This window comes from Nocardia sp. NPDC004718 (assembly GCF_053601535.1).
The window spans coordinates 1-17,240 of record NZ_JBSGCA010000061.1 but is presented as its reverse complement, the minus strand read 5'-3'; the positions used below and the strand labels follow the sequence as shown (position 1 = coordinate 17,240).

Here is a 17,240-nt window from a genome sequence, read left to right as displayed (position 1 = left end):
CATCACCGCGCTCGGAGTGGTCGCGGGTTACCTCGCTGTCCTGCTCGCCAACGCCCGGCATTTCTTCACCGACGACACCGAGTCCCAGTACACCTCGTTGTGGGTCGGCCTCGGCCGTGCGCTGCGCGCAGGCGATTTTCCGGTCATGGTGCCCGAGCACTGGATGGCGGGCAACAACACCATGGACGACGCGGGCCTGTTCAACCCGCCGCAACTGCTGATCGATCTGATCGCGCCCTCCGTGGACAACGTCGCGCTGTACGCCACCGTCGTGAAGCTGATCTTCTCGATCATCGCCGCGCTCGGCGTGTACCGCGTCTGCCTCGTCTACGGTGGGCGGCCCGCCTGGTCGGCGGTGGCGGGTATCGCGCTGCCACTGTCGGGCTTCTTCCTGTTCTTCGACGAAGCCAGCTGGATGACCGCGCTCACCGGCACCGCGTGGATGGTGCACGCCTGGGCGGCCTCGGTCCGCTACACGCGCGGTCGAGGCGGGCCCGTTCCGGTTTTCGTCTACCTGTACCTGACCATCTCGACGCAGTACATCTTCCCCGCGGTCGAAGCGGTGCTGATGCTGCTGGCCGTGGCCGTGGGCGAGCTCGTGTACCAGCGCAAGTGGCAGCCGGTGCTGCGGCTGACGCTGGCGGCGGGCGGCGCCGGGCTCGCGGGCCTGCTGACCTTCCTGCCGAGCATGCTGTCGGCCAAGGTGACCTGGCGCGGCACCGCGCAGATCAACAACGACCAGTTCCTCACGGTGCCGTGGTCGGAGTCGCTGAACGCCAGCCTGCCCAGTTCGATGCCCGCCTTCACGTCGTGGTGGGGTTACGTGCAGCCGCTGCCGGTCACCTACATCGCCTGGTTCCTGATCCCCGCCCTGGCGTTCGTCGACTGGCGGCGAGCCAAGGAGGCGTGGCGGGAGCTGAGCGCGATCGCGATCTTCGCGATCATGATGCTGATGTGGACCGCGGGCCCCGGTTCCATCGGGCCGCTGCGCTGGCCCGCACGCGTGCTGCCGATGCTGGCCATCGGGCTGCTCGTCCTGGTGTGTGTGCTGCTGGGGCGTTTCGGGACGTTCCGCGATCCGAAGAACCGCGGCATCGCGGCGGGCGTGCTGATCCTGCTGCTGTGGGTGCGCTCCTTCTCCGCCGACCCGCACGACGCGATCTGGCACGTCATCGCGGCCCTGGCGCTGGCGGCGCTGGTGGCGGCGGTGGTGTGGCTCGGGCGCACCAAGGGCACCGCGGCGGCATGCGCCCTGACCATCGTCGCGATGTTCCCGATCGCCTATTTCCAGGTCGATGCCGCGCAACCCACGCCGATGTCGTGGAATCTGCCCACGAAGCGCTCGGAGGCGATGGCCGCGTTCCCGGACTTCGCGGGCAACACCATCCAGCTGGGCGACCGCGGACTGCTGCAGCCGCAGGACAAGAGCATCGAGGCGGCCTACGGCTCGCTCGTCTTCGGCAACTACGCCCGCGGACTCGAGTTGAACTACGTCAACGGATACACCCCCAGCGGCCATTTCTACTTCGGTGAGCTGCTGTGCATGCGCTGGGACGGCAGTGTCTGCCCGGACGCCTACCGGCGCATGTTCGCGCCGGAGCCGACCACCGGGCGGCCGTTGGTCGATCTGATGAACCTGGACCGCGTGGTGGTGCAGCGGGCGCTGTTCCCGGACGCGCCCGGCCTGCCCGCACCCGAGGGCTGGACGTGGGTCGAGTATCCCGGGCACGAGCGCTACATCGCGGTGCTGGAACGCGTCGGCGGACCGATCTCGACGACGAACGGCCGCGTGACGGCGGCCCAGAAGGCGACCGCGACGTCGATCTCCGAGACCGACACCACCAGCCGGGTGCGCGTGTCCTCGGCCGAAGGCGGCCGGGTCGTGTTCGCCCGGCTGGGCTGGCCGGGGTACCGAGTCACGTTGAACGGCAAGTCGCTTCCGATCACGACGGTCGCCAAATCCTTCATCGCCGTCGATGTTCCCGCGGGCACCCAGGACGCCGAACTGGTGCTGACCTGGCGTCCGCCCGGCTGGAAGATCGGCATCGCCGCCGCGGTGGCGGGTGTGCTCGGCATCGGCGTCCTGCAGTGGCTGTACGTCCGGTCCCGGCGCCGCGCGGAGCCGGAGGAGAGCGGCGCCGCCGAGCCCGCCGAACCGGATCGCGAGTTGGCGGACGTCGTTTCGTGACGACGAACCCGCCTCCGGTCGCCGTGGGCGCCGACGCGGTGGGCGACGGGCCCGCGGCCGGACTCCTGGTGCGGGTGGTCCGGCGGCAGGAGGTCGCCTTCGCGTTGGTCGGCGCGTGCAACACCCTGCTCGGGATCGCGCTGACCGTGGTGTGGCTGGCGGTGCTGGGTGACGCGTGGCCGCCCGCCGTGGCGGTCGTGCTGGCCTACGCCGTTGGCATCGTCGTCGCTTTCGTCCTGCACCGGACGCTCGTGTTCCGGGTGCGCGGCCGGGTGCTGCGCGACTTCGCGGGCTTCGTCGTGGTGAATTCCGGTGGGCTGCTGATGAACACGGTGCTGCTGTCGCTGGCGGTCTCGATGCTGCACCTGCCGCGGATTCCGTCGGCCGTCGTGGTGATGGGCCTGGTCGCCGTCGTCAGCTTCTTCGGCCATCGCTACATTTCGTTCCGCCGCAAGCCGGAGGCGCGGACCGAGAACGCGACCGGATGACGCGTCACCGAATGGCATCCCGGTACTGGCTTGCCGGAGCGGCACCGCGGTGACGGTAGGGTCTGGAACTCGTGGCCGAACGTAGCACCTTTCCTTCGCGCGAAGTCTGCACATGGGGCGTCATCACGGCGCTCGGGGTCGTCGCGGGATACGGTGCGGTGCTACTCGCCAACGTCCGGCATTTCTATACCGACGACACCGAATCGCAGTACGCGCCGCTGTGGGTGATGCTCGGCCGGTATCTGCGCGAGGGACGGTTGCCCGGCATGATCCCCGAGCACTGGATGGCGGGCAACTACACCATCGAAGAGGCCGGGCTGCTCAATCCGCCGCAACTGCTGATCGATCTGATCGCGCCCTCGGTCGACAACCTCGCGCTGTACGCCACCGTGGTGAAACTGATCTTCGCGATCATCCTGGCGCTCGGTGTGTACCGGATCTGCCTGGCCTACGGAGCGAAGGCGCCGTGGGCAGCGGTCGCGGGGGCCGCCATTCCGTTCACCGGATGGCTGCTGTTCTTCGACGAGTCCAGCTGGATGACCGCGTTCACCGGCACCGCCTGGATGGCTCACGCCTGGGCCTCCGGCGTGCGCTACGCCCGCGGGCGCAGCGGGCCGATTCCCGCCTTCGTCTTCTTGTATCTGGCCATCTCGGTGCAGTACATCTTCCCGGCGGTCGAGGCCGGGCTGATGGTGGTCGCGGTCGCGATCGGCGAACTCGTGTACCAGAAGGCGTGGCGTCCGTCGGTGCGTCTGCTCACCGTCGCCGCCGGTGCGGCGCTGGCCGGACTGGCCACCTACCTGCCGAGCATGCTGTCGGCGAAGGTGACCTGGCGCGGCACCGCGCAGATCAACAACGACCAGTTCCTGACGGTGCCGTGGTCGGAGTCGCTGAACGCCAGCCTGCCCAGCACGCTGCCCGCGTTCAGTTCCTGGTGGGGCTACGTGCAGCCGATGCCGGTGGTCTATATCGCGTGGTTCCTGATTCCCGCGCTGGCCTTCGTCGACTGGCGCAAGGCGCTCGGCGCGGCGCGTGAGCTCGTCGCGCCCGGGCTGTTCGCGGTGATGGCGCTGATGTGGACGGCCGGTCCCGGCGCGGTCGGACCGTTGCGCTGGCCCGCGCGGGTGTTGCCGATGATCGCGCTCGGCCTGCTGGTGCTGGTGTGCGTGCTGCTCGGCCGTTTCGCGACCGTGCAGGACTGGCGGCGGCGTGGCGTAGCGGCCGCGGTGCTGATCGGCCTGCTGTGGGTGCGCACTTTCTCGGCCGCGCCGCACGAGGTGATCCGGCACGTCGTCGCGGCGCTCGGGGTGGCCGCGCTCGGCGCCGTCGCGGTATGGCTCGGGCGCAGCCGGGGCGTGGCCGCCGCGTGCGCGCTGATCGTCGTTTCGGTCTTCCCCATCGCGTACCTCCAGGTGCGGGACGCGCAACCGACGCCGATGGGCTGGAATCTGCCGGACAACCGCTCGGAGATGAAAGCCGCGTTCCCCGACTTCCCCGGCACCACATTGCAACTCGGCGACCGCATGCTCATCCCGCCGCAGGAACGGAATCTGCCCGGCGCGTACGGATCGCTGGTATTCGGCAACTACGCCAAAGACCTCGAGCTGACCTACGTCAGCGGATACACACCCAACGGGCACTACTGGTTCGGCGAGACGTTGTGCATGCGCTGGGACACCAGCGTCTGTCCCGATGCCTACCGGCGCGCGTTCGCGACCGAGCCGACCACCGGCCGGACCATCGTCGACCTGATGAAGGTCGACCGGGTGGTACTGCATCGCGCTCTGTACCCGGAGGCGCGCGACCAGCCCGCGCCGCCCGGCTGGCGCTGGGTCGACTATCCCGGGCACGAGAAGTACATCTCGGTGCTGGAGCGCACCGATGGCTCGATCTCGGCGCGGGACGGCCGGATCGCTGCCACCCAGGGCGTGACTGCCACCTCGGTCGGGGAGTCGGACACGACCAGCCGGGTGCGGGTGAGTTCCCCGGAGGGCGGCCGAATCGTCTTCGCGCGGCTCGGCTGGCCCGGTTACCGGGTGACGCTGGACGGCCGCGCCATCCCCTCCACGCTGGTGGCGAAAACTTTTGTCGCCGTGGATCTTCCGGCTGGCAGCTCTGGCGATCTGGTGGTGTCGTGGCAGCCGCCGGGCTGGCGGATCGGCGTCGCCGCGGCACTGCTCGGCCTGCTCATTGTCGGCCTGTCGCAGTGGGCCTATCTGCGTGGCAGGCGGCGGCTCGACGGAGGTTCCGGTGACGAGCCGTCCCCGCTCGACGCGGCCGTGACGCCGGAAACCCACCTGGCCGACGCCGCCCGATGAGCGCGGATGCGGCGGACGACGTCGGCGCGCCGGCATCGGACGCGCGGCGCTTCGATGCCGCGGGTGCCACGGCCGAGACGAGTTCCGGGGCCCAGAGCGCGGATCCGGGGCCGCTGCTGCGCCTGGTGCGTCGGCAAGAGATCGCGTTCGCCATCGTCGGCATGGTGAACACGGGCCTCGGCATGGCGCTGACGGTGCTCTGGCTGGCGGTACTCGGCGACCGGGCGCCCGCCGCGCTCGCGCCCGCCCTGGCCTACTCGATCAGCGTGTTCGTGGCGTTCGTCCTGCACCGGACCCTGGTGTTCCGGGTGCGCGGGCGCACGGTGCGGGATTTCGTCGCGTTCGTCGCGGTGAACTCCGGCGGACTGGTGCTGAACATGGTGCTGCTCCAATTGGGCGTCTCGGTGCTGCACCTGCCGAGCATTCCGTCGGCGGTCGCGGTGATGGCGCTGGTGGCGGGCGCCAGCTTCTTCGGTCATCGCCACATCTCGTTCCGCCGGACGCCCGCCCCCGATGCGGACGGTTCTCGTTCCGGCCCGGCCGGAAGGTAGGTTCCTGATATGCCTGAGCACACCACCCTGGACGCCACACTGCTGAGCCTGCTGGCCTGCCCGCAGGACAAGGGCCCGCTGCGGCTGGTCCGCGCCGCCGACGACAGCGCGTTGCTCTACAACCCGCGCCTGCGCCGGGCATACCCGATCGAGAACGGCATCCCGGTGCTGCTCGTCGACGAAGCCAGGGACGTCACCGACGCCGAGCACGAAGCGTTCACCGCTCTGGGCGACGCCTGACCCTCCGCGCGGCCGTCCCCCTTCTCTCACGACTCGCCCACTGCGCGGCAACGGATGCGTCACGGTCGTTTTGCGTCCATTGACCGTTCGAAGCCGGCTCCGCCATGATCATTTGCACTTCGAGACGGTCATCTCGCTCCAGCACAGGGGCGTTGCGACCGACCTGATCAGCGCACAGGTGGCGTATGAGAGAGAGGTCGGGAACGTCATGAGCGATTCGCGTTTACGTAATTGGACGGCTCGATGCGCGATGGCCTGCGCAGTCGCGGCGGCGGGATTCGCCATGGCGACGCCCGCGCAGGCCGAGCCACTGTGGCCGGGTGGCCCGGACATCCCCGGTTTGCCCGCGCTCATTCCGCCCCCGCCGCCCCCGCCGGCCGTGGCGCCGTGTTCCACCGCGGCCCGTGCGTGCATGCGGCTGTCCACCAATGAGGCGTGGCTGATGGACGACGGCAAGGTTGTCTACGGCCCGACGCCGATTTCGCACGGCATGCCGGGATACGAGACGCCGCCCGGCGTCTTCCACGTCTCGTTCAAGAAGGAGTTCCACTGGAGCACCATGCACAACGCTCCGATGGAGTACGCGACCTTCTTCAACGGCGATATCGCCTTCCATGTCGGTCCGATCGAGAAGAAGTCGCACGGCTGCGTCCGGATGACCTACGAGGGGGCCAAGGCGTTCTACGAGTACCTGTGGCCCGGTGACGTCGTCGAAGTCGTGGAGTGACGGCCCCGGCGTCGCCTCGTCGCGGTCACCGGGACACCGGTTCCTGGCCGATGTCACCGGTCAGATAGCGCTGTAGCGTCGGTCCCACCGCGGCGACCAGGTCGGCGGCGGGCATCGAGGCCAGCGGTTCCACTCCGATGACCTTGCGGCCGACCAGCACGCCGATCATCTGCGAGGCGACCAGGCTGATCCGGGCGCGGCCGTCGTCCTGCGGGGTGGCGATCCGCCTGCGGACGCGTTCCAGCACGACCTCCAAGAGGAACGCCCTGGCCAGGGACGGATCGTGACTGCCGGCCAGGACGCTGCGCACCATCGCGACCACGCCGGGACCGGCGGGCGAGTCCCACACGGCGACCACCGTGCGAATGATGGTCTCGCCCAACCGGTCCAGCGGCGCGGCCTCGATGACGCGCAAGGTCGCCTCGGGATCCACCGGCAACTCCACCACCGCGGCGAAGAGCTGTTGCTTGGTGCCGAAGTAGTGATGCACCAGAGCGGGATCGACCCCGGCGTCGGTGGCGACCGCGCGCACGGAGGTCTTGTCGAAGCCGATATCCGCGAACCGGGCGCGGGCGGCCGCGAGGATGGCCTCGCGAGCGCCCGATTGCCCGGGTCTGCGGCCGGTGCGAGCGGGACGCTCGGCGCCGTTGCCTGCCGTCACGCGGTCCGCCGTCGTAGCGTAGCGGCGCCCAGGCACAGGGCGACGATCGCGAACCCGGCGACGATGGCCAGATCGCGCCACATCTGGCCGGTGGCCTCCGGATGCGTCGACACCTGTTGCAGCGCGTCGACCGCGTAGCTCAACGGCATCACGTTGCTGATCACCTCCAGCCAATCGGGCAGCTGGCCGCGGGGAACGAGCAAGCCGCACAAGAAGATCTGCGGGGCGACCACGACCGGCATGAACTGTACGGCCTGGAATTCGGTGCGGGCGAACGCGCTCGCCAGCAGGCCCAGCGCCACCCCGCACACCGCGTCGACCACGGCGATCAGCACCACCCACGCGGGACTGCCCGCCGAGCCCAGTCCGAGCAAACCGAACGAGACCAAGCAGGCGACGATCGCCTGCGCGGCGGCGGCCAGCGAGAACGCGGTGCCGTATCCGGCGAGCAGGTCGAGTTTCGTCAGCGGCGTGGACAGCAGCCGCTCCAACGTGCCCGAGGTGCGTTCCCGCTGCATAGCGATCGCGGTGATCAGGAACATCACGATGAACGGCAGGATGCCCAGCATGCTGATGCCGACCCGGTCGAACAGCGGCACCGGGTTCAGCGGGTTGGTCGGAGTGTCCTTGTAGATGAAATACAGCAGCGCCATCAGCAGGGCGGGGACGACCAGGATCATGGCGACGGTGCGGTGGTCGTTGCGCAGCTGCCGCAGGATGCGGCCGGTGGTCGCGGCGTAGGGTCGCAGCGTCGGCGTCCGCCTCGGCGCGGCTTCCGTGATGGCGGTCATGCGTTCTGTCCCATCGTGATAAGGGTGAGGAAGGCGGTTTCCAGGTTCTGCTCGCCGGTCTGCGTTCGCAGTTCGTCGGGGCTGAGCTGGGCCAGCAACTGCCCGTCGCGCATCAGCACCAGCCGGTCGCAGTGCTCGGCCTCGTCCATGACATGGCTCGACACCAGCAGCGTCGTCCCGTTCGCGGCCAGTTCGTGGAACTGCTTCCACAACTCGACGCGCAGCACGGGATCCAGGCCGACGGTCGGTTCGTCCAACACCAGCAGTTCGGGCTGGGCGACCAGCGCGCACGCGAGCGACGCCCGCGTCAACTGGCCGCCCGAGAGCTCGTCGCCGCGTTGCTGGGCGTGATCGGCGAGGCCGACCGCCGTGATCGCGTCGTCCACGTCGGCGCGATCGCGGCCGTAGAGAGCGGCGAAGTACGCGACGTTCTCCCGGACGCTGATGTCGTTGTAGATGCTCGGCGCCTGCGTGACATACCCGATCAGATGGCGCAGCGCCGGGGAGCCTGCCAGGTGGCCGAGTGCGGTGACCTCGCCCGATTCGATGATCTGGGTGCCGACGATGCTGCGCATCAGCGTCGTCTTGCCGCATCCGGACGGACCGAGCAGCCCGGTGATCGAGCCGCGCGGGATGGTCAGCGAGATGTCGTGCAGAACTTCGCGGCCGCCGCGGTGGACCCGCAGATCTCGTACCTCGACGGCGGGGGAGGGGCTGGCTTGCGACACGGTCGCCTCAATTCATCGAGTGTTGAATTCACTGTACGATGAATTTAGCGCGGTAGAGCTCGACCGGCAAGAGTGCTTTTTCCGGAATCAGTGGCTGTGCTGCACCGGCGGTGTTCCCGCCGCCTGGCCCGGATTCACGACCACGAACTGGCCCATCATTCCGAGGTCCTCGTGCCAGAGCAGATGGCAGTGGTACATGTAGGGCGCGTCCGGATCGGCCGGGCCGTCGAAGCGCATCGCCAGCCGGACCGTGCTGTTCGGCGGCAGGAAGACGGTGTCCTTCGGGCCGGTCAGTGCCGCGGGCGGCGGCTCGTCGTCCATCGTGAGCACGCGGAATCGCACGTCGTGGATGTGGAAGTTGTGCGGCATGCCGTCGTTGTTGCGCACCACCCAGGTCTCCGCCGTGCCGCGCGTGACCGCGAAATCGATGCGGTCCATGGCCATCGGCCTGCCGTTGATCCCGGCGAGGTTCAGGTCGAAATGCCGTTCCAGTACCGAATCACCGCCGTCCGGGGTGGTGGGCGACGCCAGGACCGCGGGGAGTTCCGGCGCGGGCCGCAACGTGCTTGCCGCGCGTAGTTCGAGGATGTCGAAAGTGTCGTCGCCGCCGGAGAACCGCTGGGTCCAGAAATCCAGCCCGGCGTCGAGTTTGCCGCCGCGCAGCACGGTGCGCTCGCCCGGCCGCATCCGGACCACGATCTCGGCCCGCTCGCCCGGTGACAGCCGAAGCCGGTCCACGGTGCTCGGTCTTTCGATCAGCCCGCTGTCGGTCGCGACGAGAGAGAACGGCCGCCCGTCGGCGAAGACGAAGCTGTAGATCCGCGCGGTCGAGGCATTGAGCAGACGCAACCGGACGAGTTCGTCGCCGACGTCGCGGTACGGCGCGAGCGTGCCGTTGACCATCGTCCGATCGCCGAGAAACCCGACGTCGCGGAACATCGCGTGCGCGGAGTCGAACGCCGCGCCGTCGAACCGCACATCCTGGACGATCAACGGCAGATCGTTCACCCCGTAGTCGGAGGGGAGGGGCAAGGTGGTGGACACCTCGTCGTCGAGCAGGAACATACCCGCCAATCCGCGGCGCACGTGCGCTTCGGTCGCACCGTGCGGATGGGGGTGATACCAGAGCGTCGCGGCGGGTTGATCGATGGTCCACTGCGGCGTCCACGCCGCGCCGGGAGCCACCATCTGGTGCGGCCCGCCATCCATTGCCGCGGGCAGGTGCATGCCGTGCCAGTGCACGGTGGAGGCCTCCGGCAACGTGTTGCGCACGGTGACCGCCACCCTTTCCCCGCGCCGCGCCCGCAGCGTCGGCCCGAGGTAGTCGCCGTTGAATCCCCACGTCTCCGTAGCCCGGCCGGGCTGGAACTCCCTTCGCCCGGCGCGCATGTCCAGTTCGAACGTGCGCGTTCCGTCGGCGCCCACCCGCGACGGCGCCAGCGGAGGAATGGCCAGTTCGTTCCGGAATTCCGTCTTCCCGGCCGTGGACACGTCCGCTCGGGCGTAGACCCAGGCGACGCCGCCGACCACGAGGACCGGCAACGCCGCGACGCAGACGAGAACGACGAGCAACCACCGCCGCTTGCGCGGCCGGGAATCCGAAAGCATGGACCGACAGTAGAAATGGCAAGTGCCCCAACGCATCCAGGAGCATCCCTATTTCCACCCCGGTCCACCCCTGATGCCCGTGTCCGGACTTTCCGGGTGCGGGATGACTCACCGACCGGAAGCGGCCGGCATATTGTGACCCAGAACACAGTCTGGGGTGTCACGTCCGGGTTCGCTCATTTGTCCCATGGTCGTCACCATCCGCCATTCCTGCCCCGGTGACCCGACCATTGGAGCACTGCCATTAACACCGAACATCGCATCGTCGTCCTCGGCGGCGGCTACACCGGCATGCTCGCCGCCGTGCGGCTGGCCCGGCGCACCCGTGCGCTCGACGTCCGGATCACGCTGGTCAACCCTTCGGCCCGATTCACCGAACGTTTGCGCATGCACCAGGTGGCCGCCGGTCAGCAACTCGCGGACCACCGGATTCCCGCGCTGCTGGAAGGCACCGGGGTCACCTTCGTCCAGGGCTGGGCCACGGCCATCGATCCGGTGAACCAAGAGGTGACCGTCGACGACACGACTCGTCTTCCCTACGACGAATTGATCTACGCCCTGGGCAGCACCGCGGACACGACCATCGTGCCCGGCGCCGCAGACCATGCGTGGACCCTCGACAACCCCGCCACCGCACACCGGTTCGCCGAGCGCCTCACCGAGGTCGCGGCGCGCGGCGGCGCCGTCGCGGTCTGCGGCGGCGGTCTCACCGGCATCGAAGCGGCGGCCGAGATCGCCGAGAGTCATCCCGGCGCGCGCGTCACCCTGATCAGCACCGGCGAACTCGGGGCCATGATGGGGACGAACGCCCGCGCGTACCTGCATCGTGCGCTCGATCGCCTCGGCGTCACCCGCGAGACCGGCCGGGCCGTGGTGAAGGTGCTGACCGACGCCGTCGAACTGGCCGGCGGCGAGTTGGTGCCCACCGACCTGACGCTGTGGACGGCAGGTGTTCGCGTGTCACCGCTGGCCGCGCGGGCGGGCATCGAGACCGACGCGCACGGGCTGATCGTGGTCGACCCGACCCTGAGGTCGGTGTCGCATCCGGCCGTCCACGCCATCGGCGACGCCGCCGCAGTCCGTCAAGCGTGGGGGCAGATCCACGGCACCTGCCAGAGTGGGATGCCGACCGCCGCCTACACCGCCGACGTCATCGCGCGGCAACTGCGCGGTAAGCGCGTGCGGCCGTTCCGCTTCGGGTATTTCCACCAGCCGGTCAGCCTCGGTCGCAAGGACGCGGTCATCCAGTTCACCAAGGCCGACGACAGCCCGCGCCGCGGCTACCTGGCCGGACGCGCCGCGGTCTGCTACAAGGAGACCGTCAGCAGCAGCCCGATACCGACCTTCGCGCTGAGCAAGCGGATGACGGTGTCGGTCGCGCTGTCGAAAGGTGGCCGCGCCACCAGGAGAATCCAGCCATGACCGACCGGACACCCGAGCAGGACCCGTTTCTCGAACACCGGCGTCTGCTGTTCGCCACCGCGTACCGGATGCTGGGAACCGTCACCGATGCGGAGGACGTCCTCCAAGACGCCTGGCTGAAGTGGAACGACACCGATCGGTCGACGGTGCGGCAACCCAAGTCCTACCTCGTGCGCACCGTCACCAACCTGTCGCTCAACCGGCTCACCTCGGCCAAGGCCACCCGCGAGAACTACGTGGGCCCCTGGCTGCCCGAGCCGTTGCTCACCGCACCGAACATCGCCGAGGAGACCGACTTGGCCGACACCGTCTCCACGGCGATGCTGGTGGTGCTCGAAACGCTCAGTCCCGTCGAACGCGCGGTCTTCCTGCTGCGCGAGGTCTTCGGCTACACGCACGCCGAGATCGCCGAGACCCTGGACCGGCCGGAACCCGCGATCCGGCAGATCGCGCACCGCGCCGTGCAGCACGTGCAATCCCGCAGGCCGCGGTTCGACACCGATAAGGAGCAGCGCGACCATGTCACCGCCCGATTCATGGCCGCCTGCTCCGGCGGCGATCTCAACGCGCTGATGGATCTGCTCGCCCCGGACGTCACGTCGTGGTCGGACGGCGGCGGCGTGGTCACCGCGGCGCGCCGACCGTTGTACGGACCCGATCACGTGGCCCGCTGGATCCTCGGCGTGCTGGCCAAGCCGGTCGTGGCGGGCTTCGTGTTCGAATCCGCCTGCATCAACGGTGAACTCGGCGCGCTCCTATTCATCGGCGGCTCCCCCGTGGCCGCGTTCACCTACGACATCGTCGACGGACGAATCCAGAACCTCCGGTTCCAGGTCAACCCGTACAAGCTGAAGGGCCTTTCCATGGGCACCGACGCGCTCGGGTGATCTCCGGCCGTTCTAGGCTCCAGCCGTGACCAACCAGAGTGCCCTGTCCGCCGACGGCGGACAGGTACGGGCCTCGACGCTCGAGCTGTTCTTCGATCTCGTCTTCGTTCTCACCATCACCCAGCTGTCGCATGTCTACACACACCATCCCGGCTGGCAGGCGCTCGCGCAGGTGGCACTGCTGTTCGGGGTGATCTGGTGGATGTATTCCGGCTACGTGTGGCTCACCAACGAGGTCGCGCCGAACAGTTCCGCCCGGCGGACCTGGCTGCTGGTCGGCATGTTCGCCTTCTTCGTCCTCGCATTGGCGATCCCGGACGCGTTCCACGGCACCGGCATCGCCTTCGGGTTCGGATACGTCCTGGTCACCGCCGTGCACACCGCGCTGTTCGCCTCGGCGGGCGGCACGTCGGCGACCACCGCGATCCGCCGGATCGCCCCGCTCAACGCCGTGGCCGCGGCGCTCGTGCTGGCGGGTGGGTTCGTGCACGACTGGGCGCAGTACGCCTGCTGGATACTGGCTTTCGCGGTGCAGGTGATCAGCCCCTATCTGGTCGACACGGGGGACTTCGTGGTCCGAGCCAGTCATTTCTGCGAGCGGCACGGGCTGGTCGTGATCGTCGCGATCGGCGAATCCCTCGTCGCCGTCGGCGCCGGGCTGGCCGGAGAGCGGATAACGCCGGAGTTGATCGCCACCGTCGGCCTCGGCCTCTGCCTGGCCTACGTCCTGTGGTGGGCGTACTTCGGCGTCGACGACGAGCGCGGCGAGCACGCACTGGCCGCGGTGCCGGACCGGGAACGGTCCCGGCCGGCCGTACTGGCCTACGGCTACGCCCTCTACCCACTGCTGATCGGCGTCATCGTGACCGCGGCGGGCATCCAGATGAGCATCGCCCGCGGCGGCGTGGCGAGTCCGGTCGCGGTGGCCGCCGCGCTCTCCGGCGGCGTCGCGCTGTACTTCCTCGGCCAGTTCTTCTTCCGCCTGGCACTGCGGTTGCCGCGTCCCTGGGCGCGCCTGCTCGCGGCGCTCGCGGTGGCGGCCACCACCCCGATCGGCGTCTATTGGGTCTCCTGGGCGCAATTGGCCGCGATCGTGATCGTGGGGTACGCCGCCGTGATCGCCGACGACTTGCTCACACTGCGGTCCGGCGAGCACAGCGCGTACTTCTGAATGCGCCCACGGCCTGGTCCGGTCGACCGGATCAACGATTTCCGCTGGTCGTCGCGGGTCCGGTCGGTCCGTGCGCATCGGCGCTCACGCCACATGGCCCGCCGTCGTGTCCTGGTCGCGATCGTTCGCGCCGAGCCGGTACGCGGGCCGGGCGGCTGCGCTGACCCGCCTCCGTTGTCGCCGTCGAGGACAATGGCGGCTGTGTGTGCCCAATCTGTCGAGGAACTTGCCGTCGAACCTCCCGCCGCCGCCCGCCGTCTGCTCGGGGCCACCTTGTGGTCGGGCCCGGTCGGTGTCCGGATCGTCGAAGTCGAGGCCTACGGGGGCGACCCGGCCGGGCCGTGGCCGGATCCGGCATCGCATTCCGGTCGCGGCCGGACCAAGCGCAACGGCGTCATGTTCGGCCCCGCCGGCGTGCTGTACGTCTACCTCAGCTACGGCATGCACACCTGCATCAACGTGACGAGCGGACCGGACGGCATCGCCAGCGCCGCGCTCATCCGCTCCGGCGAGGTCGTCGCGGGACTGGAGACGGCGCGCGCGCGACGTCCCGGCGCCCGATCCGATCTCGACTTGGCCCGTGGCCCGGGCAATCTCGGCGGTGCGCTGGGAATCACTCTGAGCGACTACGGAACTCCGCTGCTCGATCCGTCGTCGCCGATCCGGCTGGAACTGGACAGCCCCGTCGACGCCGCCGAGATCGCGAGTGGCCCAAGGGTCGGCGTCAGTAGCGCGGCGGATGTGCCGTGGCGTTTCTGGCTTCCGGGTTCGCGGGCGGTGTCGGTGTACCGGCGCAGTCCACGCGCTCCCTTGCCCGCCGCGCAGTCGGTCTGACAGCTCGTCGAGACTTTTCGCCGCGGCGCGATGAGTTTTCGCGAAGGTTCCCGTCCTATCAGGTGAACGCGCCACCAACCCGGCGCCACCGACCAGAAGGACAGAACCATGACCGCAATCGCCACCACCGGTACCGTCGCCGTAGCCCGCCCCGGCAAGGTGCTCAACCGCACCCTGTGGACCCTGCAGATCCTGCTCGGCCTGTTCCTGATCATCGCCTCGGGCCTGCCGAAACTGGTGGGTCAGTCCGATGCGGTGCGGATCTTCCACGAGATCGGGTTCGGTGACTGGTTCCGGTACCTCACCGGCCTGGTCGAGGTCGCGGGCGGAGCAGGCTTGCTGGTGCCGCGGCTGAGCGGTCTGGCCGCCTCCGGTCTTTCGGCCACCATGGTGCTGGCGGCCGCCACTCAGGCATTCCTCTTGGGCGCTCCCACGCTGGCTCCGTTCCCGCTGGTGCTGGCCGTCGCGTTCGCCTGGATCGCCTACCAGCGCCGCGACGGCATCGCCGCGGTCCGGGAAATGCTGCCGCGCTGAGTGCACGCGTAGCGGACGGTCGGTGGACTCCGGTCCACCGACCGTCGAGGCGCGTTACGGGGTAGTACGTCGCGGTGGAGCCTCCACCACGAACTCTCGCGCACGTGCGGCGCGCGCCGCGCAGCGGTCCGATGCGGCACGGAGCCTCGCACCTGTGCTCGTTCACCGAACGCGGCGAGACCGGACGGCGATCCGTGTCCGCGAACGGGTCGGACGGACACCTCGACCCTTCGCATGTGCATTATTCGACCGACACCGTCCCGCGCCCGAGACCGAGGTGCACACGTGGTCCCGAACCTCGTGCGGAAAGATAGGACATCGTGAGCGGCGACATCATCGACGAACTGACCTGGCGCGGTCTGATCGCGCAGTCCACCGACCTGGATGCCTTGCGTGCGGCGGCGGCCGCCGGGCCGCTGACCCTCTACGCCGGCTTCGATCCCACCGCGGCCAGCCTGCACGCGGGCCATCTGGTGCCGTTGCTCGCGCTGAAACGTTTCCAGCGCGCCGGACATCGACCCATCGTGCTGGCCGGTGGGGCCACCGGGCTGATCGGTGACCCGCGCGACGTCGGCGAGCGGACCATGAACTCCACCGACACCGTCGCGAGCTGGGCCGAGCGGATCCGCTCCCAGCTGGAGCGTTTCGTCGACCTGGACGACAAGCCGACCGGAGCGGTCATCGCCGACAACATGGACTGGACCGGGCCGCTGTCCGCCGTCGACTTCCTGCGCGATATCGGCAAGCACTTCTCGGTGAACGTCATGTTGGCGCGCGACACCATCAAGCGACGACTCGACGGCGAGGGCATCTCCTACACCGAGTTCAGCTACATGCTCCTGCAGGCCAACGACTACCTGCAGCTGCGTCGCAACTACGGCTGCACGTTGCAGGTCGGCGGCTCCGACCAGTGGGGCAACATCATCGCGGGCGTCGAACTCAACCGACGGGTCGACGGCGCGGCCGTGCACGCTTTGACCGTTCCGCTGGTGACCTCCGCGGACGGCAAGAAGTTCGGCAAGTCCACCGGCGGCGGCAGCCTGTGGCTCGATCCCGAGATGACCAGCCCGTACGCCTGGTACCAGTACTTCGTGAACACGGCGGACGCCGACGTGGTGCGCTACCTGCGCTGGTTCACCTTCCTGTCCCGCGAGGAACTCGACGAACTCGAGCGTGCGACCGCCGAGCGCCCGCACGCCAGGGAGGCCCAGCGCAGACTGGCCGCCGAGATGACCACCCTGGTCCATGGCGAGGCCCACACCCATGCGGTGCAACTGGCCAGCCAGGCGCTGTTCGGCCGAGGTGAACTGCGTGAACTCGACGAGGCGACGCTCGGCGCGGCCCTGCGCGAAGCCGCCGTCGACGGTGAGGTCGCGCAGATCAAGGCGGGTGAACCGAACACCATCGTGGATCTGCTCGTCGCGACCGGCCTGTGCGAGAGCCGCGGCGCCGCCAGGCGTGCGGTGAACGAGGGTGGCGCCGCCGTGAACAACGCGAAGATCTCCGACATCGAATGGACGCCTGCCGAGGCCGACTACCTGCACGGACGCTGGCTCGTGCTGCGGCGCGGCAAGAAGAACCTGGCGGGGGTTCTTCGGGCAGGTGCATGACGATGGCGGTGGCTTGAATCACATCCGTGTGATTCAAGCCGCCGATCACTCCGATCGCGCACCGTTGACCTGGGGAAACGCCAAGTTGTTCAGGCGATTTGACGTAGCGTTATCCGCCGCGTAACTTAGTCCAAGTCAGAGCGACACGGACTCCGACCCGGAGCCGAGCGAGGCGGAAACGCCGAGCCGGACCGGGAAACGAGGTAGTACGAGGAGCGCCTGTCAGCCCAGTATGACGCAAATCGGCCGATGGTCTTGACATCGGTTGGTTGCATGGTTAGGCTGGGAAAGTTGCCTCACGGAAGGTCTGGTCGAGACTGGCCCGGATGTGTGTGCGTGTGTTCTTTGAGAACTCAATAGTGTGTCGATGAATGTCAGTGCCAATTATTTTGGTTTCGGCTCTTCATACCCCCGTGTGGAGGGTCGGATATTTTTAGTCAGCTAATTTTCCGGCTGGCGATTGTTTTGCTGGGTTTTCGGAC

General features: G+C 68.7%; 16 protein-coding genes. 12 read left to right on the top strand and 4 right to left on the bottom strand.

Going from position 1 to position 17,240, the window contains the following annotated elements; translation table 11 throughout:
- Positions 1–16: 16 nt before the first annotated feature.
- The 6 genes from ACWEH3_RS30985 to ACWEH3_RS30960 all read left to right on the top strand — a co-directional run bounded on the left by ACWEH3_RS30985 (position 17) and on the right by ACWEH3_RS30960 (position 6,512).
- Positions 17–2,188 (top strand): hypothetical protein, encoded by a 2,172-nt coding sequence (locus ACWEH3_RS30985; protein ID WP_450023749.1) that lies wholly within the window; start codon positions 17–19, stop codon positions 2,186–2,188.
- Entirely contained in the window at positions 2,185–2,676 is a 492-nt protein-coding gene (locus ACWEH3_RS30980; protein ID WP_397279323.1) for a GtrA family protein, read from the top strand. The genes ACWEH3_RS30985 and ACWEH3_RS30980 overlap by 4 nt, the downstream gene beginning before the upstream one ends.
- A 71-nt stretch (positions 2,677–2,747) precedes the next feature.
- On the top strand, positions 2,748–4,994 hold the full coding sequence (locus ACWEH3_RS30975; protein ID WP_450023725.1) for a hypothetical protein: 2,247 nt from the start codon (positions 2,748–2,750) through the stop codon (positions 4,992–4,994).
- Positions 4,991–5,545: a GtrA family protein gene (locus ACWEH3_RS30970; RefSeq protein ID WP_450023727.1), complete on the top strand. Its 555-nt coding sequence runs from the start codon at positions 4,991–4,993 to the stop codon at positions 5,543–5,545. The genes ACWEH3_RS30975 and ACWEH3_RS30970 overlap by 4 nt, the downstream gene beginning before the upstream one ends.
- A 9-nt stretch (positions 5,546–5,554) precedes the next feature.
- The gene (locus ACWEH3_RS30965; RefSeq protein WP_450023729.1) at positions 5,555–5,785 is read left to right on the top strand and encodes a Trm112 family protein; all 231 of its coding nucleotides are present in this window, start codon (positions 5,555–5,557) and stop codon (positions 5,783–5,785) included.
- Positions 5,786–5,993: 208 nt separating this feature from the next.
- Positions 5,994–6,512 carry a L,D-transpeptidase gene (locus tag ACWEH3_RS30960; RefSeq protein ID WP_355080817.1) on the top strand — a complete coding sequence of 173 codons (519 nt, stop codon included), beginning with the start codon at positions 5,994–5,996 and terminating at the stop codon, positions 6,510–6,512.
- Positions 6,513–6,537: 25 nt separating this feature from the next.
- Here ACWEH3_RS30960 and ACWEH3_RS30955 read toward each other — a convergent pair whose 3' ends face one another.
- The 4 genes from ACWEH3_RS30955 to ACWEH3_RS30940 all read right to left on the bottom strand — a co-directional run bounded on the left by ACWEH3_RS30955 (position 6,538) and on the right by ACWEH3_RS30940 (position 10,300).
- Positions 6,538–7,173, bottom strand: coding sequence for a TetR/AcrR family transcriptional regulator (locus ACWEH3_RS30955; RefSeq protein WP_450023731.1), 636 nt, complete (start codon positions 7,171–7,173; stop codon positions 6,538–6,540).
- On the bottom strand, positions 7,170–7,964 hold the full coding sequence (locus ACWEH3_RS30950; protein WP_450023733.1) for an ABC transporter permease: 795 nt from the start codon (positions 7,962–7,964) through the stop codon (positions 7,170–7,172). Before ACWEH3_RS30950 ends, ACWEH3_RS30955 begins: the two co-directional genes overlap by 4 nt.
- Positions 7,961–8,692, bottom strand: coding sequence for an ABC transporter ATP-binding protein (locus tag ACWEH3_RS30945; RefSeq protein WP_450023735.1), 732 nt, complete (start codon positions 8,690–8,692; stop codon positions 7,961–7,963). Before ACWEH3_RS30945 ends, ACWEH3_RS30950 begins: the two co-directional genes overlap by 4 nt.
- 87 nt (positions 8,693–8,779) lie before the next feature.
- The gene (locus ACWEH3_RS30940) at positions 8,780–10,300 is read right to left on the bottom strand and encodes a multicopper oxidase family protein (RefSeq protein ID WP_450023737.1); all 1,521 of its coding nucleotides are present in this window, start codon (positions 10,298–10,300) and stop codon (positions 8,780–8,782) included.
- A 243-nt stretch (positions 10,301–10,543) separates the two neighbouring features.
- On the opposite strand from ACWEH3_RS30940, the gene ACWEH3_RS30935 reads away from it, so the two are divergent.
- The 6 genes from ACWEH3_RS30935 (at position 10,544) to tyrS (ending at position 16,758) form a co-directional block, all read left to right on the top strand.
- Complete coding sequence (locus ACWEH3_RS30935; protein ID WP_452358440.1) at positions 10,544–11,722, top strand: NAD(P)/FAD-dependent oxidoreductase; 1,179 nt, start codon at positions 10,544–10,546, stop codon at positions 11,720–11,722.
- Complete coding sequence (locus ACWEH3_RS30930) at positions 11,719–12,609, top strand: RNA polymerase sigma-70 factor (protein ID WP_450023739.1); 891 nt, start codon at positions 11,719–11,721, stop codon at positions 12,607–12,609. The genes ACWEH3_RS30935 and ACWEH3_RS30930 overlap by 4 nt, the downstream gene beginning before the upstream one ends.
- 25 nt (positions 12,610–12,634) lie before the next feature.
- The gene (locus tag ACWEH3_RS30925) at positions 12,635–13,780 is read left to right on the top strand and encodes a low temperature requirement protein A (RefSeq protein ID WP_450023741.1); all 1,146 of its coding nucleotides are present in this window, start codon (positions 12,635–12,637) and stop codon (positions 13,778–13,780) included.
- A 192-nt stretch (positions 13,781–13,972) separates the two neighbouring features.
- Positions 13,973–14,614, top strand: a complete 642-nt coding sequence (locus tag ACWEH3_RS30920; RefSeq protein WP_450023743.1) for a DNA-3-methyladenine glycosylase — start codon at positions 13,973–13,975, stop codon at positions 14,612–14,614.
- Positions 14,615–14,722: 108 nt separating this feature from the next.
- Entirely contained in the window at positions 14,723–15,148 is a 426-nt protein-coding gene (locus tag ACWEH3_RS30915; protein WP_450023745.1) for a DoxX family protein, read from the top strand.
- A 320-nt stretch (positions 15,149–15,468) separates the two neighbouring features.
- Positions 15,469–16,758: a tyrosine--tRNA ligase gene (gene tyrS / locus ACWEH3_RS30910; RefSeq protein ID WP_450023747.1), complete on the top strand. Its 1,290-nt coding sequence runs from the start codon at positions 15,469–15,471 to the stop codon at positions 16,756–16,758.
- Positions 16,759–17,240 lie beyond the last annotated feature (482 nt).

What these genes read in the sequence shown, in the direction of transcription:
- ACWEH3_RS30915 (WP_450023745.1), top strand. Translation starts at nt 14,723, where the DNA reads ATGACCGCAATCGCCACCACCGGTACCGTCGCCGTAGCCCGCCCCGGC.
- ACWEH3_RS30930 (WP_450023739.1), top strand. Translation starts at nt 11,719, where the DNA reads ATGACCGACCGGACACCCGAGCAGGACCCGTTTCTCGAACACCGGCGT.
- ACWEH3_RS30960 (WP_355080817.1), top strand. Translation starts at nt 5,994, where the DNA reads ATGAGCGATTCGCGTTTACGTAATTGGACGGCTCGATGCGCGATGGCC.
- ACWEH3_RS30920 (WP_450023743.1), top strand. Translation starts at nt 13,973, where the DNA reads ATGGCGGCTGTGTGTGCCCAATCTGTCGAGGAACTTGCCGTCGAACCT.
- ACWEH3_RS30970 (WP_450023727.1), top strand. Translation starts at nt 4,991, where the DNA reads ATGAGCGCGGATGCGGCGGACGACGTCGGCGCGCCGGCATCGGACGCG.
- ACWEH3_RS30965 (WP_450023729.1), top strand. Translation starts at nt 5,555, where the DNA reads ATGCCTGAGCACACCACCCTGGACGCCACACTGCTGAGCCTGCTGGCC.
- ACWEH3_RS30950 (WP_450023733.1), bottom strand. Translation starts at nt 7,964, where the DNA reads ATGACCGCCATCACGGAAGCCGCGCCGAGGCGGACGCCGACGCTGCGA.
- ACWEH3_RS30940 (WP_450023737.1), bottom strand. Translation starts at nt 10,300, where the DNA reads ATGCTTTCGGATTCCCGGCCGCGCAAGCGGCGGTGGTTGCTCGTCGTT.